The 25,694-nt window shown below is 54.0% G+C and carries 22 protein-coding genes; 8 read left to right on the top strand and 14 right to left on the bottom strand.

Annotated features, from left to right (window positions below):
* Nucleotides 1-9: 9 nt before the first annotated feature.
* The 4 genes from eutQ to maeB form a co-directional block, all read right to left on the bottom strand.
* Nucleotides 10-723, bottom strand: a complete 714-nt coding sequence (eutQ, locus tag I6L54_RS08335; protein WP_005121905.1) for an ethanolamine utilization acetate kinase EutQ — start codon at nt 721-723, stop codon at nt 10-12.
* Nucleotides 701-1,180, bottom strand: coding sequence for an ethanolamine utilization acetate kinase EutP (eutP, locus tag I6L54_RS08330; RefSeq protein ID WP_005121904.1), 480 nt, complete (start codon nt 1,178-1,180; stop codon nt 701-703). Before eutP ends, eutQ begins: the two co-directional genes overlap by 23 nt.
* 12 nt (nt 1,181-1,192) lie before the next feature.
* Nucleotides 1,193-1,528, bottom strand: coding sequence for an ethanolamine utilization microcompartment protein EutS (eutS, locus tag I6L54_RS08325; protein WP_003037995.1), 336 nt, complete (start codon nt 1,526-1,528; stop codon nt 1,193-1,195).
* 159 nt (nt 1,529-1,687) lie between these two features.
* A complete protein-coding gene (maeB, locus tag I6L54_RS08320; protein WP_005121903.1) occupies nt 1,688-3,967 on the bottom strand; it encodes an NADP-dependent oxaloacetate-decarboxylating malate dehydrogenase in 2,280 nt (759 codons plus the stop codon).
* A gap of 279 nt (nt 3,968-4,246) precedes the next feature.
* On the opposite strand from maeB, the gene tkt reads away from it, so the two are divergent.
* Nucleotides 4,247-6,241, top strand: coding sequence for a transketolase (gene tkt, locus I6L54_RS08315; protein WP_040233504.1), 1,995 nt, complete (start codon nt 4,247-4,249; stop codon nt 6,239-6,241).
* Nucleotides 6,242-6,323: 82 nt separating this feature from the next.
* Here tkt and I6L54_RS08310 read toward each other — a convergent pair whose 3' ends face one another.
* The 3 genes from I6L54_RS08310 to aegA all read right to left on the bottom strand — a co-directional run bounded on the left by I6L54_RS08310 (nt 6,324) and on the right by aegA (nt 10,211).
* On the bottom strand, nt 6,324-7,367 hold the full coding sequence (locus I6L54_RS08310) for a DUF1176 domain-containing protein (RefSeq protein WP_040233524.1): 1,044 nt from the start codon (nt 7,365-7,367) through the stop codon (nt 6,324-6,326).
* Between the two features lie 124 nt (nt 7,368-7,491).
* A complete protein-coding gene (gene nudK, locus I6L54_RS08305; protein WP_005121900.1) occupies nt 7,492-8,067 on the bottom strand; it encodes a GDP-mannose pyrophosphatase NudK in 576 nt (191 codons plus the stop codon).
* A 164-nt stretch (nt 8,068-8,231) separates the two neighbouring features.
* Nucleotides 8,232-10,211, bottom strand: a complete 1,980-nt coding sequence (gene aegA, locus I6L54_RS08300) for a formate-dependent uric acid utilization protein AegA (RefSeq protein WP_040233503.1) — start codon at nt 10,209-10,211, stop codon at nt 8,232-8,234.
* A gap of 260 nt (nt 10,212-10,471) precedes the next feature.
* On the opposite strand from aegA, the gene narQ reads away from it, so the two are divergent.
* On the top strand, nt 10,472-12,169 hold the full coding sequence (narQ, locus tag I6L54_RS08295) for a nitrate/nitrite two-component system sensor histidine kinase NarQ (RefSeq protein WP_005121896.1): 1,698 nt from the start codon (nt 10,472-10,474) through the stop codon (nt 12,167-12,169).
* A gap of 184 nt (nt 12,170-12,353) precedes the next feature.
* Entirely contained in the window at nt 12,354-15,467 is a 3,114-nt protein-coding gene (gene acrD, locus I6L54_RS08290; protein ID WP_040233500.1) for a multidrug efflux RND transporter permease AcrD, read from the top strand.
* A gap of 75 nt (nt 15,468-15,542) precedes the next feature.
* Here the strand turns inward: acrD and ypfM are convergent, their stop codons facing one another.
* Nucleotides 15,543-15,602 (bottom strand): protein YpfM, encoded by a 60-nt coding sequence (gene ypfM / locus I6L54_RS08285; protein WP_001386977.1) that lies wholly within the window; start codon nt 15,600-15,602, stop codon nt 15,543-15,545.
* A gap of 386 nt (nt 15,603-15,988) precedes the next feature.
* On the opposite strand from ypfM, the gene I6L54_RS08280 reads away from it, so the two are divergent.
* From I6L54_RS08280 to I6L54_RS08270, 3 genes are read left to right on the top strand one after another with little or no spacing between them, the layout of a single operon-like run.
* The gene (locus I6L54_RS08280) at nt 15,989-16,345 is read left to right on the top strand and encodes an ArsC family reductase (RefSeq protein ID WP_040233499.1); all 357 of its coding nucleotides are present in this window, start codon (nt 15,989-15,991) and stop codon (nt 16,343-16,345) included.
* Between the two features lie 3 nt (nt 16,346-16,348).
* Nucleotides 16,349-17,476, top strand: coding sequence for a succinyl-diaminopimelate desuccinylase (gene dapE, locus I6L54_RS08275; RefSeq protein ID WP_005121892.1), 1,128 nt, complete (start codon nt 16,349-16,351; stop codon nt 17,474-17,476).
* A 27-nt stretch (nt 17,477-17,503) separates the two neighbouring features.
* A complete protein-coding gene (locus I6L54_RS08270; RefSeq protein WP_003037974.1) occupies nt 17,504-17,704 on the top strand; it encodes a membrane protein in 201 nt (66 codons plus the stop codon).
* Between the two features lie 104 nt (nt 17,705-17,808).
* Here I6L54_RS08270 and ypfH read toward each other — a convergent pair whose 3' ends face one another.
* The 6 genes from ypfH to dapA all read right to left on the bottom strand — a co-directional run bounded on the left by ypfH (nt 17,809) and on the right by dapA (nt 24,362).
* Nucleotides 17,809-18,507, bottom strand: a complete 699-nt coding sequence (ypfH, locus tag I6L54_RS08265) for an esterase (RefSeq protein ID WP_005121890.1) — start codon at nt 18,505-18,507, stop codon at nt 17,809-17,811.
* 73 nt (nt 18,508-18,580) lie between these two features.
* On the bottom strand, nt 18,581-20,596 hold the full coding sequence (locus I6L54_RS08260) for a tRNA(Met) cytidine acetyltransferase TmcA (RefSeq protein WP_005121888.1): 2,016 nt from the start codon (nt 20,594-20,596) through the stop codon (nt 18,581-18,583).
* Nucleotides 20,597-20,611: 15 nt separating this feature from the next.
* A complete protein-coding gene (ypfJ, locus tag I6L54_RS08255; RefSeq protein ID WP_005121887.1) occupies nt 20,612-21,478 on the bottom strand; it encodes a KPN_02809 family neutral zinc metallopeptidase in 867 nt (288 codons plus the stop codon).
* A gap of 129 nt (nt 21,479-21,607) precedes the next feature.
* Nucleotides 21,608-22,321 (bottom strand): phosphoribosylaminoimidazolesuccinocarboxamide synthase, encoded by a 714-nt coding sequence (purC, locus tag I6L54_RS08250; protein ID WP_003835086.1) that lies wholly within the window; start codon nt 22,319-22,321, stop codon nt 21,608-21,610.
* A 111-nt stretch (nt 22,322-22,432) separates the two neighbouring features.
* Nucleotides 22,433-23,467 (bottom strand): outer membrane protein assembly factor BamC, encoded by a 1,035-nt coding sequence (gene bamC / locus I6L54_RS08245; RefSeq protein ID WP_005121886.1) that lies wholly within the window; start codon nt 23,465-23,467, stop codon nt 22,433-22,435.
* A 16-nt stretch (nt 23,468-23,483) separates the two neighbouring features.
* Complete coding sequence (dapA, locus tag I6L54_RS08240) at nt 23,484-24,362, bottom strand: 4-hydroxy-tetrahydrodipicolinate synthase (RefSeq protein ID WP_005121885.1); 879 nt, start codon at nt 24,360-24,362, stop codon at nt 23,484-23,486.
* 145 nt (nt 24,363-24,507) lie between these two features.
* Here dapA and I6L54_RS08235 point away from each other — a divergent pair, with 145 nt between their 5' ends.
* Together I6L54_RS08235 and bcp are read left to right on the top strand one after the other, a co-directional pair.
* Nucleotides 24,508-25,080, top strand: a complete 573-nt coding sequence (locus tag I6L54_RS08235) for a glycine cleavage system transcriptional repressor (RefSeq protein WP_005121884.1) — start codon at nt 24,508-24,510, stop codon at nt 25,078-25,080.
* Nucleotides 25,080-25,550 carry a thioredoxin-dependent thiol peroxidase gene (bcp, locus tag I6L54_RS08230; protein WP_005121883.1) on the top strand — a complete coding sequence of 157 codons (471 nt, stop codon included), beginning with the start codon at nt 25,080-25,082 and terminating at the stop codon, nt 25,548-25,550. The genes I6L54_RS08235 and bcp overlap by 1 nt, the downstream gene beginning before the upstream one ends.
* The last annotated feature ends 144 nt before the right edge of the window (nt 25,551-25,694 follow it).

Below are 25,694 nucleotides of genomic sequence, written 5' to 3'. Positions count from 1 at the left end.
ACATCCGCCTTAGCAGGACTGCCAGTTCGCAGGCCAGGCCACATACAGGAACTTCACTGTTGATGGCGTACCAAATTCGATGCTGGAGCCTTTCGGGATAAACATCACGTCCCCGGCTTTGGCAATCATGGTTTCGCCTTCATGGCGAACGTGTAGCTCGCCTTCCAGAATCATGTCGATTTCGTCGTAGTTCAGCGTCCATGGGAAAAAGGCGTTATCCCACTGCATAAACCCGGCGGCCATGCTGCTACCGTCCTGGTCGGTCACCAGATCGGTTAAGCCGACGCAGTGCGGTTGCGCGCCATCAAAACGGCCAAACTTCACGCTGCTGCCGTCGATGACTTTCACACCGCCTTTGCCGGTCACCGAGTTAAAACTCGGCTGCATTCCGCCCTGCTCCAGCGACTGCTTTTCCTTCATCACTTTGTCCATCAGCTGCGCGACCAGGCTTTCGGTAAACTGTCCTTCCGGCAGTTGTGCAATGATGGTTTCGCGAATACGCTGGCTTTCCGTCTTGCCGTCATCCATCGCAGCAGGCGCTGCGGTTGTGGCCGACATAGTGGCCGGAGCGGATTCATCGCATTCAGTGATAGTGACGCCGAGCAGCGCCGCAACTTCGCGCGCCTCCGGGGTGATGATGCTGGCGCGCAGAACAACCGATATGTCCTGTTCGCCGCGTGCGTGGGCCGCACGAATATCGTTAGCTGTGATGAGTTTTTTCACCTGCCCTTTCCTCCTTTTGGCTGAGCTCAGTCAGATAATCCACCAGGTGCTGCACACTGCTTGGGTCGTGGCTATTGAGCTCAAAAATCGGCTCCTGAAACCCTATCCCGCGAAGTAATTGTCGCGTTGCGGCGACATCGGCATCCGGCACATCCGTTTTGCTGATAACGGCGATTTGTCGTTTACTGGCGCCGATATCCAACAGCCCGGCAGGTAAGCGACTTTCTAGATCATTTGCCGCATGTATATAAATCAACGTATCGACATCCTGCAGCGTGGTAATTAAGGCGTGATACCAGCGCGGATGGCTAAAATATTCTCCTGGCGTATCGATATCGCCGTTTTCATTAAACTCCACGGCCTGTGTTTTTCTGGCGAGGGAGTAATTCCCCTGTAGCGCATTAAAGAGCGTTGTTTTCCCCGCCCCTACCGTGCCGACAAACGCAATACGTTTCATCGCCGCCTCTGATTAACTTTTTGTCAGGTTGCACAACGTGAAATTTAATAACCGACCCAGACCGCTTACCGTCTGTAATAACGCTTCTTCAACCGCGCCTACCGAGCCGTAGATCACCAGCGCGCCGCTGAATCTATCGAGAAAGCCGATGTGTACATCCGCCGCTTTCATCGCTAAGTCACCGGCAATCATCGCGGTTTCACCTGGCGTCAGCGTCATAATGCCGATGGCGCCCGCTTCGGGAACGCCGATCTTTTTCGCCAGTTCCTCACCGGGGTGCGCAATGAGATGCGCCAGCGTGACCTGTTTCCCCGGCACAAATTCCTGAATAATGCGTTCTTTTTCCATTGCTCACCGCCTCCGCTAAAACTGCCCTCATCGTGGCAATTTTTTGTCAGAGTAAATAACAAAATTCGGCAACCAGGTTTAAAAGGTGAAGTGGATCACTAAGAAAAGAGAAATAAAAAGGCGCGGGAGAAACCCGCGCCGGAATTAATTAAAGTGAAATTACAGCGGCTGAGTCTGTGCTTCTACAACCGCCAGCGCCACCATATTCACGATACGACGAACAGAGGCGATCGGCGTTAATACGTGAACCGGTTTCGCTACGCCCATCAGCACCGGGCCGACCGTTACGCCTTCGGAACTTGAAACGCGGAGTAAGTTGTAACTAATACGCGCGGCTTCCATATTCGGCATCACCAGAATATTGGCGGAGCCTTTCAGCGGGCTGTCCGGCATCCGATCATTACGAATACTTTCCACCAGCGCGGCGTCACCGTGCATTTCACCGTCAATCATCAGTTCTGGCGCACGCGCCTTAATCAGCGCCAGCGCTTCACGCATTTTGCTGGCCGACGGGCAGTTAGATGAACCAAAGTTGGAGTGCGACAGCAGCGCCACTTTCGGTTCGATACCAAAACGGCGCACGGTTTCTGCCGCCATAATAGCGATTTCAGCGAGTTGATCCGGCGTCGGGTCGTCGTTGACGTAGGTATCGGCGATAAAGGTATTACCGCTTGGCAGCAGCAGCGCGTTCATTGCCCCTGCCGTATGGACGCCTTCACGGTGACCAAATACCGCGTTCACCACGCTGAAATGCTCATGGTAGTCGCCGATCGTACCGCAGATCATCGCATCCGCTTCACCGCGCTGCACCATGATCGCGCCGATCACCGTGGTATTAGCAATCACCGCCCGCTGCGCCTGCTCCTGGGTGATCCCACGGCGCTTCATGATCTGGTAATACTCACTCCAGTACTCTTTAAAGCGCGGATCGGATTCATTGTTGACTATTTCAAAATCAACGCCCGCTTTGATCTGCAGACCCAGTTTCTGGATGCGCATCTCGATCACGCTCGGACGACCAATCAGGATCGGCTTCGCCAGACCTAAAGTGATCAATTCCTGGGTAGCGTGCAGCACGCGCGCCTCTTCCCCTTCCGTCAACACCACGCGCTTCGGCGCTTTGCGTGCCAGCGAGAAAATCGGCTTCATGAACAGGTTAGTTTTGTAGACGAACTCACTCAGCTTATCGATGTAAGCATCAAAGTCGGCAATCGGGCGCGTCGCCACGCCAGAGTCCATCGCCGCCTTCGCCACCGCAGGCGCAATTTTGACAATCAGGCGCGGGTCGAACGGCTTAGGAATAATGTATTCCGGGCCAAAGCTCAGGTCCTGATCGCCATAGGCAGAGGCCACAACTTCGCTCTGCTCGGCATGCGCCAGCTCCGCAATGGCATGTACCGCAGCCAGCTTCATCTCTTCGTTGATGGCGGTTGCACCGACGTCCAGCGCGCCGCGGAAGATGAACGGGAAGCACAGTACGTTATTAACCTGGTTAGGATAGTCGGAGCGGCCGGTACAGATGATGGCGTCGGGACGCACCTCTTTTGCCAGCGGCGGCAGGATTTCCGGTTCCGGGTTCGCCAGCGCCAGGATCATCGGCGCACGCGCCATTTTCTTGACCATTTCCTGGGTCAGCACTTTCGGGCCGGAGCAACCGAGGAAAATGTCTGCGCCATCAATCACGTCGTCCAGCGTGCGCTTACCGTCATCCACCACCGCGTAGGCCGCTTTGGTTTCGGCCATATTCGGTTCACGATCTTTATAAATCACGCCTTTGGAGTCGCAGACCACAATGTTGTGTTTCTGCATCCCCAGCGCCACCAGCAGGTTCATACAGGCAATCGCCGCTGCGCCTGCGCCGGACACCACCATGCGCACATCAGAGATATTTTTCTCCACCACCCGCAGACCGTTAAGAATTGCGGCGGTACTGATGATTGCCGTGCCGTGCTGATCGTCGTGGAAAACCGGAATATTCATGCGCTCACGCAGCTTTTGCTCAATGTAGAAGCATTCCGGCGCTTTGATATCTTCGAGGTTGATGCCGCCAAACGTCGGCTCAAGAGCCGCGACTACGTTGATAAATTTATCCGGATCGAGTTCATCAACTTCGATGTCAAACACGTCAATCCCGGCGAATTTCTTAAACAGAACGCCTTTCCCTTCCATCACCGGCTTGCCAGCCAGCGCGCCAATGTTGCCCAGCCCCAGCACCGCCGTACCGTTGGAAATAACCGCAACCAGATTACCGCGCGCGGTGTATTTGTAGGCGGCCAGCGGGTCTTTTTCAATTTCCAGACACGGAGCTGCAACACCGGGTGAATAGGCCAGCGCAAGGTCACGTTGAGTGGCAAGCGGTTTGGTCGGAGAAACCTGAATTTTACCTGGTACTGGAAATTCGTGGAAATCGAGGGCGCTTTGTTTTAACTGGTCATCCATCTTGTTGTTCCTTTCACGTATCGATCAAAAAAGTGTCGCAGGTAACCCTTCTATTGAGCCGCACATTATCACCTCTGTCAGCGGCGCAAACTTTGAAGGCCCCCAAACTCTCACTACTCAAAGAAAGAATTTGTTATCAATTTATAACAACCATGTTACCTGCTTAAGCCAGCAATACCATGCCTGTCTGCTATGCTTTTTGCTGACAACGCCTGCAAATTCTCCAAAAGTGTGAATTAACACACGCTCTAACGCTTTACTTTTCAAGGAGTATTTCCTATGACCCGTAAAGAGCTTGCCAATGCCATTCGTGCGCTGAGTATGGATGCCGTCCAAAAAGCCAACTCAGGCCATCCCGGCGCACCGATGGGGATGGCTGATATCGCCGAAGTGCTGTGGAACGATTTTCTCCGCCATAATCCGAGCGATCCTCACTGGTACGATCGCGATCGGTTTGTTTTGTCCAACGGCCATGCCTCAATGCTGCTTTACAGCCTGCTGCATCTTTCCGGCTATGACCTGAAGCTGGAAGAATTAAAGAACTTCCGCCAGCTGCATTCAAAAACGCCCGGCCACCCGGAGCTTGGCTACACGCCGGGCGTGGAAACCACCACCGGGCCGCTGGGCCAGGGTTTAGCCAACGCTGTCGGAATGGCGATTGCCGAACGCACACTGGCGGCGCAGTTTAACCAGCCGGACCATGAGATTGTCGACCACTTCACCTGGGTTTTTATGGGCGACGGTTGTCTGATGGAGGGGATTTCCCACGAAGTCTGTTCGCTGGCGGGCACGCTGGGGCTTGGCAAACTCATCGGCTTCTACGATCACAACGGCATCTCAATTGATGGCGAAACCGACGGCTGGTTTACCGACGATACTGCGAAACGCTTCGAGGCCTATCACTGGCATGTGATACACGACATTGACGGTCATGATCCTGAAGCGGTGAAAAAAGCGATTCAGGAAGCGCAAAGCGTTACCGACAAGCCGTCGCTGATTATCTGCCGCACGGTGATAGGTTTTGGATCGCCGAATAAAGCCGGGAAAGAGGAAGCGCACGGTGCGCCGTTAGGTGAAGAAGAAGTGGCGCTGGCCCGACAGAAACTGGGCTGGCATCATCCTGCTTTTGAGATCCCCAAAGAGATTTATCGGGCGTGGGACGCGCGTGAGAAAGGCGAAAAAGCGCAACAGGGCTGGAATGAGAAATTCGCGGCGTATCGACAAGCGCATCCAGAACTGGCGGCAGAGTTTACCCGCCGGATGAGCGGAGAACTGCCGGAAGCATGGGAAGAAACGACCCAGAAATATATTACCAACCTGCAGGCCAACCCGGCCAAAATCGCCACCCGTAAGGCCTCGCAAAATACCCTGAACGCCTACGGGCCGATACTGCCCGAACTGCTTGGCGGCTCCGCCGATCTCGCCCCCAGCAACCTGACTATCTGGAAAGGATCAACGCCCCTGAAAGACGACCCGGCAGGCAACTATATTCACTACGGCGTGCGTGAATTTGGCATGACCGCCATTGCCAACGGTATCGCGCACCACGGTGGCTTCGTGCCGTACACCGCAACATTCCTGATGTTTGTCGAATACGCCCGTAACGCCGCGCGCATGGCGGCGCTGATGAAGGCCCGACAAATCATGGTTTATACCCACGACTCGATTGGTCTGGGGGAAGATGGCCCCACGCACCAGGCCGTCGAACAGCTCGCCAGCCTGCGACTGACGCCGAATTTCAGCACCTGGCGTCCGTGCGATCAGGTTGAGGCGGCGGTGGGTTGGAAGCTGGCAGTAGAGCGGCATAACGGCCCTACGGCGCTGATCCTCTCCAGGCAGAATCTGGCGCAGATTGAACGCACGCCTGAGCAGGTAAAAGAGATTGCTCGCGGCGGCTACGTGCTGAAAGACGGCGGCGGCAAGCCGGATGTGATCCTGATTGCCACCGGGTCAGAAATGGAAATCACGCTGCTGGCGGCGGAAAAACTGACGGGGGAAGGTCGTAACGTCCGCGTAGTCTCCTTACCTTCAACGGATATTTTCGACGCTCAGGATGAGGCGTACCGGGAATCAGTCCTGCCAGCAAACGTCAGCGCGCGGGTGGCGGTCGAAGCGGGCATTGCCGACTACTGGTACAAATACGTCGGGCTGAAAGGCGCAATTGTCGGTATGACCGGCTACGGGGAATCCGCCCCTGCGGACAAGCTGTTCCCGTTCTTCGGCTTTACGGTGGAGAACATCGTCAATAAAGCGCATAAGGTGCTGAACGCCTGATGGCGACGCTCACGCGTCTTATCAGGCCTACGACATCTATCACCATCAGGCCGTATAAGGCGCAGTCGCATCCGGCATTAAATTAACGCGTGATCCACAGCGTGGGCCAGGCATCTGGCCCATGCCAGTTATCGCAGCTTGGCTCCTGGGCATAACGCACCAGACGAAAACGCTGGCCGTCAAACCGCCAGCGTGTCTGGATCCCGCAGTCCGATAAACCTCGCCCTTTGGCGAGAGTGACCAACTCCCGCGACTTCTCGTCAAACGTAGCGTTGGTCAGCTCCATGTCGGTACTGTCAGCATCGGTTTTAAATGGCAGATTCAGACGTACTGCGCGAGAGGTAAACGGTGTGGCACGAGAAACAATCCATGCCAGATCGATAGTGTTATACGCCCCGGCCTCACAACCGATCATCAGCAGCGCTTTATCATCCGTTAAGGCCGTGACGCGTATCTCGCGACGCAGCGGATCGATCGAGCAGCGAATACCGTTGATCCGCCAGTTACCGTAGTCCAGCAGTTCACTGCGCTCTTGCTGCGTGAGAGGCGTTGGCGTTGGGTTAATGACAGCCACGCCTTTTAAAGCGGGAGCCGGCGGTACGCTGAGCGGTGGCTCGTCGCCTTTTTCGATCCATGCGGTTTCGTTACCGACCCGTTTTTGCTGGGCGTCGATAAACAATAGCGCAGCTTTTAGCCCAACCAGTGACAGGGTTTGCGTCCCTTTTTGCAGGGTTATCGCCTTCGCATCCTGTACAGTCTGTAAAAATGCACTGATGGTGGCCGGATCATCGGTCATCAGTTGCCAGAGGGTAATACGCCAGTGTTCACCGGCCAGTGGGAGTGGCGCGCCGTCCAGCAGCAAGCGCGGCGCAATATCAGCCTCTTTGACATCAGGAGAATCCATACCGCCAAGTTCAATACGCAACACAGCATCGGTATGCGCCCCGGCACTGCGGCTCAGGGTCATCACCAGACCGTGATGATCTCCGGTATTGCGCGCTACGCAAAAATTTTGATTGTTGCAGGTCACCTGCCAATCAGAAAATGCCTGCTGCGCAGGCGCCGCCCACAGCAAGCGGGCCGGTAGCAGGCCGAGCAGGAATACGAAAATAATGCGATAGCGCATGGACGGTACAACCCCAAAATCAAAACACACAGCCCAGGCGGTATCTTCCTTGCGCGACTGATGAGGCTCAATAAGAATCGTCGGATTGGCCTGTATCTTTGTAAAGAAATATAAACCCTGACCGCTAATCCATAAGATGCGACGATTGCAGGTAGTTAAGTAATAGCACCGTTTTCCCGTCGCGAATCTCGCCCGTTTTGATCATCGATAGTGCCTGTTCAAAAGGCAATTCCAGTACTTCAATATCCTCATCTTCAATACCGCCACCCGCATTTGCCCGTTGGCTGTCACTGTATTGTGCGATAAAAAAATGGATAAGCTCCGTTACGCCCCCCGGCGACATGTATAACTCAAACAGTTTACGCACCTCGCCCACTTCAAAGCCGGTTTCTTCAATGGCCTCTTTGCGAATGCAAACTTCCGGCTCATCGTTGTCCAGCAACCCGGCGCAGGCTTCAATCAGTTGTCCACTTTCATTGCCGTTAACCCAGGTCGCAATACGAAACTGACGAGTCAGCACGACGGTTTTCTTCTCCGGATTATACAACAGGATAGTGGCACCGTTGCCGCGATCGTAAACCTCGCGTTTGTGACGAATCACCTCACCGTTGCTACGGGTCAGATCATAGGTGATGTTGCGCAGGATGAAGTAGTTATCGGAGAGGACTTTATCTTTGATGAGGGTGATTTTTTGTGACATACCGGCTCCACAGCAAGAAGTGAGAAATAATACTACGCCGTGAAACCGGGTTTGTCCTGGAGCAATGTAGGCCTGATAAGCAAAGCGCCATCAGGCATTCATGCGGCACATTGCCGGATGGCAACGCTAACGCGTTTTATCCGGCCTACTCGATTGAGCTCAGGCTAGTGAGATTTGGCTGATTTTACGCCCAGCCAGTCAACGATCCCCTGTGCGGCATGTCGCCCTTCCGCCATCGCCGTGACCACCAGGTCCGCACCACGAACCGCATCGCCACCGGCAAAGATTTTCGGGTTGCTGGTTTGATAACGGTATGCGCTTTCAACATCGGCGGCAATACGCCCCCAGTTATCGACCTTAACACCATGCTTCTCAAGCCACGGCATGCCGTGCGGATGAAAACCAAACGCCATGATCACCGCATCTGCTGGCATGACAAACTCACTCCCGGCGATGGGAACCGGGCGACGACGCCCCTGCGCATCAGGCTCACCGAGTTGGGTACGTAAGAAACGCACACCGCTGACGCGACCGTCGGCATTCAGCACCAGCTCCACCGGCTGGACGTTAAATTCAAAGTTTGCCCCCTCTTCCCGGGCATTCTTCACCTCTTTTTTCGAACCCGGCATGTTGGCCTCATCACGACGATAGGCGCAGGTCACCTGGCTTGCGCCGTGACGCAGCGCAGTACGTACGCAGTCCATGGCCGTGTCGCCCCCGCCCAGGACGACCACGTTCAGCCCGGCGGTGTCGATAAACGGCTCGTCAGGCAGCTCTTCCAGCCCCATCACCTGTTTGGTGTTGGCAATCAGGAATGGCAGCGCGTCATACACGCCAGGCGCGTCTTCATTCGGCAGATCCGCCTTCATGGAGCGGTAGGTTCCCACGCCCACGAACACTGCATCGTAGTCCTCGAGTAACGCGGTCAGCGCAACGTCCTTGCCGACCTCACAGTTCAGCTCGAAATGAATACCCATGGCGCTGAAGATTTCACGGCGACGCGTCAACAGCGATTTGTCCAGCTTGAAGGCCGGAATGCCGAACGTCAGCAAACCGCCGATTTCAGGGTGGCGATCGTACACGGTTGCGCTGATACCGCTGCGCGCCAGCACATCCGCGCAGGCCAGACCCGCCGGACCTGCGCCGATGATGGCAACACGTTTGTCCACTTTCTGCACATGGCTTAAGTCCGGTCGCCATCCTTTGCTTAGCGCCCGATCGGAGATGTAACGCTCAATATTACCGATAGTCACCGCGCCATGCTCGTTACGAACGGTACAGGCCCCTTCACAGAGTCGGTCCTGCGGGCACACGCGCCCGGTCACTTCCGGCAAGCAGTTGGTCTGGTGAGAAAGCTCAACCGCCGCGTCAATATTCCCGGCTTTGACCAGTTCAATCCACTGCGGAATATGGTTATGCAGTGGACAGGTCCATTCGCAAATACTGTGGTCGCCGCATTTCAGGCAGCGGGACGCTTCCCGTTTCGCCTGCACTGTGCGAAACGGCAGATAGATCTCTTCAAAACTGGTTTTACGCGCCTCAATCGGCAGTTTATCCGGCTCGCCACGCGCAGGCGTCGCCTGCATTTGTTCACGTTTGGTGGTGACATGTGGCACGAAATCGGTAGCGCTGGCATGCCAGGGCTGGCTTTCCAGACTGGCGGTACGCAACCTGCGCGCTTTTGACAGGCCGGTAAGCGAATTTTCCGTCACCAGTTGTAGCGCCTGCGCCGGACAGTTCTCTACGCAGGCGGGCCCCTGTTCACGCCCCTGGCACAGATCGCATTTGTGCGCGGTGGCTTTCACCTTCCCTTTGGCGACGGGAGTGAGTACGATCTGCATGGTGCCGAAAGGACAGGCCACAACGCACGATTTACAGCCAATGCACTTTTGCGGGTTCACCTGAACGCTGTCGTTATCATGGCTAATTGCCCCATTTGGGCAACTTCTGGCGCAGGGTGCATCTTCGCAGTGATGGCAGGTCACCGCGCTGCGCTGCTGCTGATGCTTGATGACGGTAATTCGGGGCTGAAAATGCCGTTGGCTAAGGACATGCTGTTCGCCATTGTGAGCCATGACGCAGGCGACCTCACAGGCATGGCATCCCAGGCACTGCTGGCTATTGACCATAATAAAACGATTCATGGCTTCCTTCTTTTTTGGTTGCAAAAACCTTATTCTTTATAAGAGTGTTATTAACCGACACGGAAGGAAGCGGCAATGTTCATTTGCCCAGGAAGCACAACTATTTATCCAGAACCTGTGGCAGATCAATTTATTTCATCGCATATGAAATTGTGTTTTAGTTACCATTCAGTTTCATGGCGTTTTATTAACATTTATCAAATACACCGTATCGTTCACGCTGTTTTAAGGCGCGACGTGTATTGTGTGAGGATGCACAAGTGACGGTAAAGCGTCCGGTCTCGGCCAGTCTGGCTAAAGCTTTTTTCTACATAGTGTTGCTGTCGATTCTCTCAACGGGTATTGCGCTGCTCACGCTGACCAGCAGCTTGCGGGATGCTGAAGCCATCAACGTTGCGGGCTCATTGCGCATGCAAAGCTACCGTTTGGGGTACGATCTGCAAAGCCAAAGCCCACAGCTCAACGCTCACCGCCAGCTTTTCCAGCAGGCGTTAAACTCACCCGCATTGCAAAATCTGAACGCGTGGTATGTTCCGCAAGCGGTAAAAAGCCGCTATGGACATCTGCATGCCAACTGGCTGGAAATGAACGCCCGTCTGATCGATGGCGATTTAAAATGGTACCAGGCCAATATCAATAGTTATGTCGATCAAATCGATCTCTTCGTACTGGCGCTGCAGCATTATGCCGAACGCAAAGTGATGTTAGTTTTCGGTATTTCGCTGGCAGGCGGGATCGGCATATTCACTCTCGTCTTCTTTACCTTGCGGCGTATTCGCCAGCAGGTGGTACGCCCACTGAATAAGCTGGTGATGGCCAGCCAGCACATTGAACACGGTCAGTTTGATATCCCGTCGCTGGATACCGGTTTACCCAATGAACTAGGGTTGCTGGGCAAGACCTTTAGCCAGATGTCGAGTGAGTTGCATAAGCTTTATCGCTCGCTGGAAGCCTCCGTTGCGGAGAAAACGCACGATCTCCACGAAGCTAATCGTCGCCTGGAGGTGCTGTATCAGTGTTCTCAGGCGCTGAATACCAGCCAAATTGACGTGTACTGCTTCCGCCACATTTTACAGATTGTCCGCGAACATGACGCCGCATATTTCCTGGAACTGACTGTCGGCGATAACTGGCGTATCAGCGAAGGGACGAAAAGCCCCGATCTGCCGATGCAGATCCTGCCGGTCACGATGCAGGAGACCGTTTACGGTGAACTGCACTGGCAAAGCCCGAATGTGAATGCTTCCACACCACTGCTCAACAGCGTTTCCTCAATGCTGGGACGCGGGTTGTACTTCAATCAGGCGCAAAAACATTTTCAGCAGTTGTTGTTAATGGAGGAGCGGGCGACGATTGCGCGCGAGCTGCACGACTCGCTGGCGCAGGTGCTCTCTTATTTACGCATTCAGCTTACGTTGCTGAAGCGCTCGATCCCGGAAGATAACGCCCCGGCACAAAGTATTATGGCCGATTTTTCTCAGGCGCTGAACGATGCCTACCGTCAGTTGCGCGAACTGCTCACCACCTTCCGCCTGACCTTACAGCAGGCCGATCTGCCCTCAGCTTTGCATGAAATGCTGGAAACGCTGCAAAATCAGACGTCGGCTAAACTGACGCTCGACTGCCGGTTACCTACGCTGGCGCTGGACGCGCAAATGCAGGTGCATCTGTTACAGATCGTCCGTGAAGCGGTGCTGAATGCCATTAAGCATGCCAATGCCAGCGAAATTGCCGTCAGCTGCGTCACCGCGCCGGATGGTAATCATACCGTTTATATCCGTGATAACGGTGTCGGTATCGGTGAGCCTCATGAGCCTACGGGGCACTACGGTCTGAATATCATGCGTGAGCGTGCAGAGAGACTCAGCGGCACGTTGACCTTCTCGCAACCCTCCGGAGGAGGCACGCTGGTGAGCATCAGTTTTCGTTCGGCAGAGACCGACAGCGGGCTAACGTAAAGAACCGCAAAGCGCCGTTGGGTCTGACTCCAGGCCTGACGGCGTTGGCACAAAAGGTACGCTGTAAACGGGCATGATAATTTACATTATCTTCTTTTTTTCTCCACGTTTGCCCCGTACCTTGCCGCTACAGTGAAGCAAGTCATACGCATAAATATACGCAGAAACACGAGGTCCCCTTTTAATGGCGAATTTTTTCATCGATCGCCCCATTTTTGCCTGGGTGTTAGCTATCCTGTTATGCCTGACAGGAGCCCTGGCTATTTTTTCGCTGCCCGTTGAGCAATATCCCGACCTGGCGCCACCCAACGTGCGGGTAACCGCAAACTATCCTGGCGCATCTGCACAAACGCTGGAAAATACCGTTACCCAGGTTATCGAGCAGAACATGACCGGTCTCGATAATCTGATGTATATGTCATCCCAAAGCAGCGGGACGGGCCAGGCGACGGTGACGCTGAGCTTTGTCGCCGGAACCGATCCTGACGAAGCCGTCCAGCAGGTGCAAAACCAGCTGCAATCGGCAATGCGTAAACTGCCGCAGGCGGTACAGGATCAGGGGGTCACGGTGCGAAAAACCGGGGATACCAATATTCTGACCATCGCCTTCGTCTCCACCGATGGCTCAATGGATAAGCAGGACATCGCCGACTATGTGGCGAGTAATATTCAGGACCCGCTTAGCCGTATTAACGGTGTAGGGGATATTGATGCTTACGGTTCACAGTACTCGATGCGTATCTGGCTCGATCCGGCCAAACTCAACAGCTTCCAGATGACCGCCAAAGACGTGACCGATGCTATCGAGTCACAAAATGCGCAGATAGCCGTCGGACAGCTTGGCGGTACGCCTTCGGTGGACAAACAGGCGCTAAATGCGACGATCAACGCCCAGTCCCTGCTGCAGACCCCGGATGAATTCCGTGCGATTACACTTCGCGTCAACCAGGACGGTTCAGAAGTTAAACTGGGCGACGTCGCCACGGTTGAAATGGGTGCAGAAAAGTATGACTACCTCAGCCGTTTTAACGGTAACCCGGCTTCCGGCCTGGGAGTGAAACTGGCCTCCGGCGCCAATGAAATGGCAACGGCAGAGCTGGTGCTTAACCGTCTTGACGAACTGTCACAGTATTTCCCGCACGGGCTGGAATACAAGGTCGCGTATGAAACCACCTCCTTTGTTAAAGCCTCAATTATCGACGTGGTGAAAACGCTGCTGGAAGCCATCGCGCTGGTATTCCTCGTGATGTACCTGTTCCTGCAAAACTTCCGCGCCACGCTTATCCCGACCATCGCCGTCCCGGTGGTGTTAATGGGCACCTTCTCCGTGCTTTACGCCTTTGGCTACAGCGTTAACACCTTAACAATGTTTGCGATGGTGCTGGCAATCGGTCTGCTGGTCGATGACGCCATTGTGGTGGTGGAAAACGTCGAGCGCATTATGAGTGAGGAAGGGCTCACGCCGCGTCAGGCAACGCGGAAATCGATGGGGCAAATTCAGGGCGCGCTGGTCGGTATCGCTATGGTACTGTCGGCGGTGTTTATTCCGATGGCCTTCTTCGGCGGCACGACAGGGGCTATTTACCGCCAGTTCTCAATTACCATCGTCTCCGCGATGGTGCTGTCCGTTCTGGTGGCGATGATCCTCACCCCCGCCCTGTGCGCCACCTTGCTCAAACCCCTGCATAAGGGTGAACATCACGGACAAACGGGTTTCTTCGGCTGGTTTAACCGGATGTTTAATCGCAACGCCGAGCGCTACGAAAAAGGCGTCGCCAAAATTTTGCACCGTAGTCTGCGCTGGATCCTGATCTACGGCCTGCTGCTCGGCGGTATGGTGTTCCTGTTCCTGCGCCTGCCCACCTCCTTCCTGCCGCTGGAAGATCGCGGCATGTTTACCACCTCGGTACAGTTGCCCAGCGGCTCCACGCAGCAGCAAACGTTGAAAGTGGTGCAAGAAGTGGAGAAGTATTACTTCACCCATGAGAAAGACAACATTATGTCGGTCTTTTCCACGGTTGGTTCCGGCCCGGGCGGGAACGGTCAAAACGTAGCGCGTATGTTTGTCCGCTTAAAAGACTGGGATGAGCGCGACACTACCACCGGAACCTCTTTCGCTATCATCGAACGTGCGACTAAAGCCTTTAATAAGATTAAAGAGGCCCGCGTCTTCGCCAGCAGTCCTCCGGCGATTAGCGGCCTCGGAAGCTCTGCCGGTTTCGATATGGAACTGCAGGATCACGCTGGTGCCGGTCATGACGCGTTAATGGCCGCGCGCGACAAGCTGATTGAGCTGGCCGGGAAGGACGCATCCCTGACCCGCGTTCGTCATAACGGTCTGGACGACAGTCCGCAGTTGCAAATTGATATCGATCAGCGCAAAGCCCAGGCGCTGGGTGTTTCCATTGACGATATCAACGACACATTGCAAACGGCCTGGGGCTCCAGTTACGTTAATGACTTTATGGACCGGGGTCGCGTGAAGAAGGTCTACGTGCAGGCGGCGGCAAAATATCGCATGCTCCCTGACGATATCAACCTGTGGTACGTCCGCAACAATAGCGGCGGCATGGTGCCTTTCTCTGCCTTTGCCACGTCGCGTTGGGAGACCGGTTCACCGCGTCTGGAACGCTATAACGGCTACTCCGCCGTCGAGATCGTCGGTGAAGCCGCGCCCGGCGTCAGTACTGGTACGGCAATGGACGTGATGGAGTCGCTGGTTCGCCAGTTACCAACCGGGTTTGGCCTTGAATGGACGGCGATGTCTTATCAGGAACGGCTGTCGGGATCTCAGGCTCCTGCCCTGTACGCTATTTCACTGCTGGTGGTGTTCCTTTGTCTGGCTGCGCTGTACGAGAGCTGGTCGGTTCCCTTCTCCGTTATGCTGGTCGTACCGCTGGGGGTCATTGGCGCGCTGCTCGCCACCTGGATGCGTGGTCTGGAAAACGATGTGTATTTCCAGGTCGGGTTACTCACCGTTATCGGGCTGTCGGCAAAGAACGCGATATTGATTGTTGAATTCGCCAATGAGATGAACGAGAAAGGACACGATCTGCTCGACGCCACGCTGCATGCCTGTCGCCAGCGCTTGCGTCCAATTCTGATGACGTCGCTGGCGTTTATCTTCGGGGTCCTGCCGATGACCATCAGCAGTGGCGCGGGCTCCGGCGGTCAACATGCGGTGGGGACTGGCGTAATGGGCGGGATGATTTCAGCCACTACCCTGGCGATTTACTTCGTGCCCCTGTTCTTTGTGCTGGTACGCAGACGCTTCCCGTTGAAACCACGCCCGGAATAACCGGGCACAAAAAAGGCGACTTACGTTGAGTCGCCTTTTTTTATCCTTTGCAGGATATGAATTTCTTCCAGAAAATTATTTACGAAGCATCACTTCGATAAAGTCTTTCCAGTTCCCCAGTTCACGTTCAATCATAACAACCTCTCTTATTATTATGAGCATTCTACAAAATCATCATCATCAAAAAAAGAACATTTAACCGATGGTTGTGATTACATCCTCCCGTGTTCGGGGTTTATGTAATCATGCGCCATACCCATAAATTTTATGTGACTTACTGCAATATTTTGAAATATTCATACACTATCTACTACTTTGCTAATTCTGATTGAAAAACAGGCTGATGCAAACAGGTCAATTCTGAAATACCGATCGACGTGAAATTTTGGAACTTTCAGGAATCATTATTCACCGTTGTTCAACAATGTTATATTTTTCTATAACGAATGAATGACAATATGTATTATCAGAAACACGAGAATACAAGAATAAGTATTCAAAATACGTCAATAAGGATTCACATGATCACCCTCTACGGCATTAAGAATTGCGATACAATTAAAAAGGCCCGACGCTGGCTGGAAGAAAATGGGGTCGACTACCGCTTTCATGATTATCGCGTCGATGGTCTGGACAACACGCTATTACACACTTTTATCAGCGAGTTAGGTTGGGAGGCGCTGCTCAATACGCGTGGCACGACCTGGCGTAAACTGGATGAATCCACTCGCAGTCAAATCACCGATGCGACTTCCGCCGCCGCGTTGATGATTGAAATGCCTGCAATTATCAAACGCCCATTGCTCTGCGCGCCGGGTAAGCCTATGCTGCTTGGTTTCAGTGAATCCAGTTATACTCTGTTTTTTAATGAGGTGTAATCTATGTCGTGCCCGGTTATTGAGCTGACACAGCAGCTTATTCGCCGTCCTTCTCTGAGCCCGGATGATGCCGGGTGCCAGGCGTTGATGATCGAACGTCTGCGCGCGGTAGGTTTTACCGTTGAGCGTATGGATTTTGGTGACACACAGAATTTTTGGGCATGGCGCGGTACAGGTGAGACCCTGGCATTTGCCGGTCACACTGACGTAGTGCCCGCAGGCGATGTTGATCGCTGGATCAATCCGCCGTTTGAACCGACCATTCGCGATGGCATGTTGTTCGGGCGTGGCGCTGCCGATATGAAAGGCTCGCTGGCAGCGATGGTCGTGGCCGCAGAGCGTTTTGTCGCCCAGCATCCAAACCATCAGGGCCGTCTGGCGTTTTTGATAACCTCTGACGAAGAAGCCAGCGCCAAAAACGGCACCGTGAAGGTGGTTGAAGCGCTGATGGCGCGTAACGAACGACTGGATTATTGCCTGGTCGGCGAACCGTCCAGCACCGAAATCGTTGGCGACGTGGTCAAGAATGGACGTCGTGGTTCACTGACCTGCAACCTGACCATTCACGGTGTGCAGGGCCACGTAGCCTACCCACATCTGGCCGATAATCCGGTACACCGGGCAGCGCCAATGCTCAACGAACTGGTGGCGATTGAGTGGGACCAGGGGAACGAATTCTTCCCGGCGACCAGCATGCAGATTGCCAATATTCAGGCTGGCACTGGCAGCAACAACGTTATCCCCGGCGAACTGTTTATCCAGTTCAACTTCCGTTTCAGCACAGAGCTGACCGATGAGATGATTAAAGCACGGGTTCACGCGCTGCTGGAAAAACATCAGTTGCGTTATACCGTCGACTGGTGGCTTTCCGGTCAGCCGTTCCTGACCGAACGCGGTAAACTGGTGGATGCAGTAGTGAACGCCATTGAGCACTATAATGAGATTAAACCGCAGTTACTGACTACAGGCGGGACGTCCGACGGGCGCTTTATTGCCCGCATGGGGGCACAGGTCGTCGAGCTTGGGCCGGTCAACGCCACCATTCATAAAATAAATGAATGTGTTAATGCCGCCGACCTGCAGCTGCTTGCCCGTATGTATCAACGTATCATGGAGCAACTCGTCGCCTGATGAGTACTCCTGCAAGAGGAAAAATGCATGGACTGGCTAGCAAAATATTGGTGGATTTTAGTGTTGGTGTTTTTGGTAGGCGTGTTGCTTAACGTTATCAAAGATCTCAAGCGCGTCGATCCAAAGAAATATCTGGCCAACAAGCCGGAGCTTCCCCCGCATCGCGACTTTAACGATAAATGGGACGATGATGACGATTGGCCGAACAAGGATCAACCGAAGAAATAATTTCCAGGCCGGATAAGTCCCGTAGGCCCGGTAAGCGTTAGCGCCACCGGGCATTAAGTGCCGGATGGCAACGCTTCGCGTTTTATCCGGCCTACGGTTATCAATCAGATCATCTGAATCACATCATCATCATGAGGCTTACCGCCGCTCAGCGCTTCATCAAAATAATGCTTCGGTACGGTAAAACGCAGATGATCGAGCGCAAACTGCATGCTGCGTTCATCAATGGCGTGCCCCAGGTTTTCGACGATATCCAGCGTCACATCCCCACCCGCAGCAATTAATGCTTCCTGCGCGGCAACGGCATGGGAGAGTTCTATCACCCGGTCTTCACCACCGTGAATCAAATGCACCGTCGTTGCGGTAGTTGCAACCTGCGGTAAGGTGGCATAGCGACCATTGAAGGCAATGACCCGCGATGCCAGCCCCGGCTCGGCTTTGATGCTCTCAAGCGACATAATCGAACCCTGAGAAAAGCCAATCAGCGCGGTAGCCTGCGGTGAAACGCCGCTTTGTTTTTGCCAGTAGCGAACGGTTTCGATAAACACCGGCATAATCGCGTCAATACGCGCCTGGCGGTTCTCTTCCGTTACGCCCTGTACCGAAAACCACTGACGTCCGGAAGTCGTACCGTAAGGCTCTGCCCCGCCAATGCTGACGATTAGCGCATCCGGAAACAGCGGCGCAAACCAGGAGCCAATTTCGCCCATGGCAACCGGGTTATCGCCGACGCCATGAAACAGCAACAATAGCTGTTGAGCGGGTTTATCGGGACTTTGAACAACAAAATGGTCATGTTTCATGGCGATCTCCTTAACTGATGAGAATCATTCTACGCCGCTTAACCGCAATGACCATGCCAGGAAATTGAAGAAGTTAGTGAAAAAATTGCCATTGCATAATGCGATTATGTAGCCGCTGTTCACGCTCAGCATCCAACTGATTTAAGGCCTGTGCCGCTTCAGCGCGCTGAATGACCAGCAGTGCTTTACGACCTGAGACCTTCAGCTGTTGGCACAATTCGGCATCGCTGCGTTTAGCCTGTATACGTCCGCGCAATGCCGGAAGGGGTAACTCGCTGTACTCAAGCAGACGGCTCAGACAGCCCAGTGATGTTAATAGTGGTCGATGCGCGAAGGCAAACCCAGCCAGCTCATCCCAGTCATCCTCATTAAGCGTAGTCTCTTTCAACGGGGTAAGCGGGATGCGCTCATCGATCCACTGCGCCAGGATTTCCGCATCCCGGCGCAAACGCTGATGCTCTCGCCCGGCGAGGCGCTTTCCCGCTTCGCTGATGGGTAGCAACGCCATGGCGGTATAACAACCGCTGCTGGCTTCGCGATGGTTGCCCATCCGCACCAGCACAAAACCACAGCGTTGCCAGAAACGCCAAAGTTCAGCCGTATAACCAAAACTGACGGACAGATAGTCACACTGCGTGCAATAGCGCCGGGCCTGCATAATCAGCTGTTGCCCAATACCTTCCCGTTGTCGCGCGGGGTGAACCGCAATTCGACTGACCCGTCGCCCGACGAGCGTCGCCGCCAGGGGGTCACCGCCGTGCGCCGCCAGCGACTGCGCAACAAGATTACCTCTGGGTCGGCGATATCCGGCCCAGACGGCCTGGCTTAATTCTGCGGATAATCCCCCTTCATCGACCAGCCAGACGGCTCCCGCGACCGAATCAACAGCCGAAGCCTGCAGAAAATGCTGCCCCGGCGCGTCCATCATGCGTCGCAGATCCAGCGGTGAGGTACGGTAATGCGCCCCGGAAAGCAGCTGATATACCGCTAACGGCAGCGCCGGGTTTGTATGCCAGGCGTGTTGCTCAAACGCCGGGAAGTGCAACCCCCCCGATGGGGCATGCGTAAACGTTTCGTCATCAAACACCAGTGCATCGCTGACAATTTTCTCCAGCGGACATCCCTGCGCCCAGCGCACGGGCTGTTGCAACTCATAGCGTCGCAAATTGGGAAAGCGGGCGCAGAATTTCAGCAAAAACCCTCTGCCGGTTCCTTCATAGCCCTGAACGGTTGTCGTTAACAGCGTGCGGGGAAAACGCGCCACCAGTTGTAGCAGCAGCGGCGCGGGTATCGCGGCGGCTTCATCAACAACGAGCCAGTCAGCCGTTTCAGCACTGGCTAACAGCGCGTCCGGCGCCATAAAGCAGTAGCGTTCCCCAGCAAATTGCGCCAGTACATCGGTTGCCACTTTCGCCGGAGCGGTAACGATAGCCGTCCCCGTCATACGAGAAATCAACTGCCCGGCCAGCGCGGATTTGCCCCGACCCCGTGCGGCCGTCACCGCAACCACACCGGGAGGCATAGCCAGCAAATGATTTAATATCATCGCCTGTTCTGGTTGGGGTTCGCCGGTTGCCGCGAGCCAGGCTGCGCGAGCAGGAAAGTGCGGACAGGAAACCGGCTGATGCTGCTGCCAGTGTAGAGCCTGTCTATCGAGGGAAATCACCCGTTTGAGGTGTTCAACAAAGTGCGGTGTAGGAATGGGTTCTGCACAGTCGCTCCAGCGCAGTGAGTCTGCATCAGGATGCGTGTGCCAGGTATGCCACGACGGAGTCAGCAACACCAGCCAGCTCCCGGCGATCAGCGTACCGCTTAAGGCGGCAAACGCCGCAGCGTCAAATCCCTGCCCGGCGTCGAAAACCGCATGATGAAACTCGCGCCCCAGTAACGTTTGCAGCGCCTGTGGCGTACAGTTCGGTTCAGCAGGGGCATGCGCCCCTACCCACAACCAGTCGCCGGGTAATATGTCGCGTAGTGCTAACGCCTGCCCCTGACACCAGTTCTCCTCGCCGCTAATAATCAGCAGACGACGAATACCCTCGCGAGCCATCTGTTCGGTTAACGCGCTCAGTGCTGTGTTATCAGACATCCCTGCCCCAGTATCTTAAATGCCTTTACCAAACGTATTACATTGTCCCGGATCGCCGCTGTCAAAACCGCGTTTGAACCAGGTAAAACGCTGTTCAGAAGTACCGTGGGTAAAGCTGTCCGGTACAACGCGCCCTTGCCCTTGCTGCTGCAGGCGATCATCGCCAATGGCCTGAGCGGCGTTCAGCGCTTCTTCCAGGTCACCAGACTCCAGCACGCCCTGCTGCTGCATGCTGTGGCCCCAGACGCCGGCAAAGCAGTCCGCCTGCAGTTCCATACGCACGGAAAGACGATTTACCTCAGCCTGTGAGGCATTCTGCTGCATCTGGCGAACTTTCGGTTCAATACCCAGCAGTTTCTGCACATGGTGACCCACTTCATGGGCGATAACATAACCCTGAGCAAAATCACCATCGGCACCCAGTTTGTTTTTCATGTCATCATAGAATGAGAGGTCGATATATACCGTGCCATCTGCCGGGCAATAAAACGGTCCCATCACGGACTGGCCCGCGCCGCAGCCGGTTCGCGTTGCTCCGCGATACATCACCAGCTTCGGTTGTTGGTAGGTCCGCCCCATTTTTTCAAACTGCTGTCCCCAGGTATCTTCCGTGGTGGCCAAAATTACCGAGGTAAATTTCGCTGCTTCATCATCATTTGGGCTGATGGAGTGTGATGATTGCTGTTGGGAAACAGGCTGACCGGTCATTAATCCGGTGAGATCCACGCCATAATAACCTGCGACAAGCACCACGATTAGCAGGATGATGCCGCCTTTACCACTGGGCAAACGAAAACCAGGGCCGCCCATAGAGGGGCCACCGCCGGAGCTGTTTCGTCTGTCTTCCACATTGTCACTTTCACGACGCCCTTGCCAGCGCATAATCACCTCAACTTTTTATTCATTATGATGATGATCGTAGGCGGTTCGGAACAGGATTACCATAAGAAACAGTAATCAAAATCAGCGGGATTGATGAGCCGGAGAGCGATCGCCGGCTCAGAGGGAGGATTAGTCTAACTTCACACCCAGACGATGCGCGACGGCTTCATAGGCTTCGATCAACCCGCCCAAGCTCTGGCGGAAGCGATCTTTGTCCATTTTATCCAGCGTTTCTTTGTCCCACAGACGACTGCCGTCCGGTGAGAATTCATCACCCAGCACCACTTCACCTTTATACAAACCAAACTCAAGTTTGAAGTCGACCAGAATCAGACCTGCGTCATCAAACATTTTTTTCAGCACGTCGTTAGCTTTGTAGGTCAGCTCTTTCATACGCGCCAGATTCTCTTTGCTCACCCAACCAAAGGTTTCGCAATAGGAATCGTTAATCATTGGATCGTGCATAGCATCGTTTTTCAGGAACAGATCAAACAGCGGCGGATTCAGTTCAATACCTTCCTCAACGCCTAAACGCTTAACCAGTGAGCCTGCCGCGCGGTTACGTACCACACATTCAACCGGTACCATCTCCAGTTTTTTCACCAGACATTCGGTATCAGAAAGCAGTCGCTCCATCTGGGTAGGAATGCCCGCTTCTTGCAGTTTAGTCATAATGAAATGGTTGAACTTGTTGTTCACCATGCCTTTACGGTCAAACTGTTCAATGCGCGCGCCATCCCCTGCTGACGTATCATTGCGGAATTCGAGCACCAACAGGTCCGGGTTTTCCGTGCTGTATACGGTCTTCGCTTTACCACGATACAACTCAGCTTGCTTTTGCATCTTTATTACTCCTGGGTGTGAATTAACGATAAATATTGCGTTTTTCTGCCGACGCACACGTTTGCGTATCATATCAGAAAAAAAGGGCTGGAGTTATCCAGCCCTTTTTTTTTACTTACTGAACGCTGCCTGGAAGACGGCGACCAGCGCGTCGTTCTGGCTTTGCGTCAGGGTATGCCCCTTCGGATCGATAAACTGCAAACTACTGCGGTTGTCTAAATCACCGACCTGCAGTTTGTAGTCGCCGGATACCAGACCCGGATCGCTCGCGCCCAGCTCCTGCCAGTTACTGTCTGACAGTGGTTTGTAAGTCACAGCGATGCTGCCCTGAGAACGGGTGCTGTCGGTCACTTTCATGCCCACTTTTTCCAGCGCTGCCGGCAGACGCTGCCATACCACGTTGAACGGTCCACGTACCACCAGCATCGGTAAACCGGTGTCATCGGCGGCGCTCTGAACGTCCATAGTCGCGGCAGAACGGTTCTGCGCGGCATTCGCGGCGTCAGTGGCGTTCTTATCCAGACCAGCAGAGATAACGTTCATCATCTCAGCGCTGTAACGCTGCATTGATGCCGCATCGGCTACCGGTTTACCCGCCTGCTCGAGGTTAAGCAGCTTCACCGTCACCGCCTGCTGATAGCCCTGCGGTTTAACCGAGATTTGATAACGTCCACGGTACTGTTCGTCTTCATCCAGACGGTTCCAGTCAACCCAATCGGTGGTCAGCGTTTGGCTGGCATCATCACGTTTCGCGATGGTGTAGTTTTTAGACTGAACAACGCTCACGACCTGCGGCCACAGCGTGTTGCCACGACCATTTTCGACCAACAATGTCGCTGTATCGCCCGCGATCTGAGTACGGGTGCCAGTAACTAATGCTAACGGCTGAGCCGGTGGGCGAATATCCAACGTTTTACCCACGGCACCGCTGCCGTTGGTTACCGGGATGTTATAATCACCCGACATAACCGGTAGAATCATCCCAGCTGGCGCGTGAAGCTCAGCAAGCGGTGCGGCCTCCAGATAGGATTCATCACCGCTCACCTGGCGCTTATAGCGCGAGTCAGAACTACAGGCCGCGAGCAACATAACAAGCGAAACACCCGCAACCTTGGCCAGGCGCGACTTTTGTACTGAGTAAGCCATCAAATCTCCCTAAACTTTACAGCAAACCGGCATGCTTAAGCGCCGCTTTGACGATATCACGAGCATTGTCCGTGATTGGCGTCATCGGCAAACGTAGTGTATCGGTCGCCACAAGTCCCAACTCCTTACATGCCCATTTCACTGGGATAGGATTGGGTTCGACAAATAGTTTGTTGTGTAACGGCATCAGACGTTGGTTGATCACCCGCGCCTCGGCAAAATGCCCTTCTGCCGCCAGTTTGCACATTTCGGCCATATCACGTGCCGCAACGTTAGCCGTTACGGAAATCACGCCATGACCACCAAGCTGCATGAAGTCCAGTCCGGTCGCATCATCACCGCTAAGCAGAATAAAATCGTCTGAAACCAGCTCTTTGATCTGGTGAACACGACTTAAGTTCCCTGTGGCCTCTTTGATAGCGACAATATTTTTTACCTTCGCCAGGCGACCCACGGTTTCCGGCAGCATATCGCAGCCAGTACGGGACGGCACATTATACAGAATTTGCGGCAGGTCAGTATGTTCCGCGATGGCTTTGAAATGCTGGAACAAACCTTCCTGAGTTGGGCGGTTGTAATAAGGCGTCACCGTCAGGCAGCCGACAACACCGCTGTCGTTAAAACGCTGCGTCAGACTAATGCCTTCTGCGGTCGCATTGGCGCCCGTTCCGGCAATAACCGGAATACGCCCATCGGCCAGCTCCAGCGTCATCATTACCACATCGCCATGTTCATCATGACTCAGGGTAGCGGACTCACCGGTGGTGCCAACCGAAACGATCGCCGAGGTGCCACTGGCGACATGATAATCAATCAGTTTTTTCAGGCTCGACCGGCAGACTTTACCTTTCTCATCCATCGGCGTAATAAGCGCGACAATACTTCCCGTGAACATGGGCCATCCTCTGTGCAAACAAGTGTCTCAATGGTACGTTTGGTACGACAATAAAAGCAAGCGACCATAGCCCTTCTGATTGTTGTATGCATGTTTTTTTTATGCTTTCCTTATGATTACCTCACCGCTCAAAGGAAGAACAGGTTTGACATCGCCATCGCAACACTATCTGGTCATTACTGCGCTGGGTGCTGACCGCCCGGGAATTGTGAACACTATCACCCGTCATGTCAGCAGTTGTGGCTGTAATATCGAAGACAGCCGACTGGCCATGCTGGGTGACGAGTTTACGTTTATCATGCTGTTATCCGGAACCTGGAATGCCATCACCCTGATTGAATCAACCTTGCCTTTGAAAGGCGCAGAGCTGGATTTATTGATTGTGATGAAGCGTACGACCGCGCGTCCCCGCCCGGCGATGCCCGCCACGGTATGGGTACAGGTCGATGTCCCCGACTCGCCTCATTTGATTGAGCGCTTTACCGCCCTGTTTGACAGCCACCAAATGAATATTGCGGAACTGGTTTCGCGCACACAGCCGGCTGAAAACGGCAAGGCTGCACAGTTGTTTATTCAAATTACCGCACATAGTCCTGCGTCACATGATTCGGCAAATATTGAGGATGCGTTTAAAGCACTCTGTACAGAACTCAATGCGCAAGGCAGTATTAACGTCGTCAATTACTCACAGCATGATGAACAGGATGGAGTTAAGTAATGAACCCACTGAAAGCCGGTGATATCGCACCGAAATTTAGCTTGCCGGATCAAGACGGAGAACAAGTAAATTTAACCGACTTCCAGGGACAGCGTGTTCTGGTTTATTTCTACCCGAAAGCCATGACGCCCGGCTGTACTGTACAGGCCTGTGGCTTGCGCGATAACATGGATCAGTTAAAAAAAGCCGGTGTTGAAGTGCTGGGTATAAGCACCGATAAACCAGAAAAGCTTTCCCGATTTGCGGAGAAAGAAGTGCTTAACTTCACGCTCCTGTCTGATGAAGATCATCAGGTTTGCGAGCAGTTTGGCGTCTGGGGTGAAAAGTCATTTATGGGTAAGACCTACGATGGCATCCACCGCATCAGCTTCCTGATTAATGCCGAAGGCAAAATTGAACATGTGTTTGATGATTTCAAAACCAGTAATCACCACGACGTGGTACTGAACTGGCTGAAAGAGAACGCCTGATTTACGTTTTGCTGGAAAAAGCCTGATGGCGCTTCGCTTATCAGGCCTGGGCAGTTTATTAATATTGCGAAACTTGTAGGCCGGGTAAGGCGTAGCCGCCACCCGGCATAAACATGAATCTGTACTTTTTCAGGCTGACATCCG

The organism is Citrobacter pasteurii (genome assembly GCF_019047765.1).
Classification (GTDB): Bacteria; Pseudomonadota; Gammaproteobacteria; order Enterobacterales; family Enterobacteriaceae; genus Citrobacter; species Citrobacter pasteurii.
Note: the sequence above shows the minus strand (reverse complement) of the source record. Positions and strands in the feature narration are given on the sequence as shown.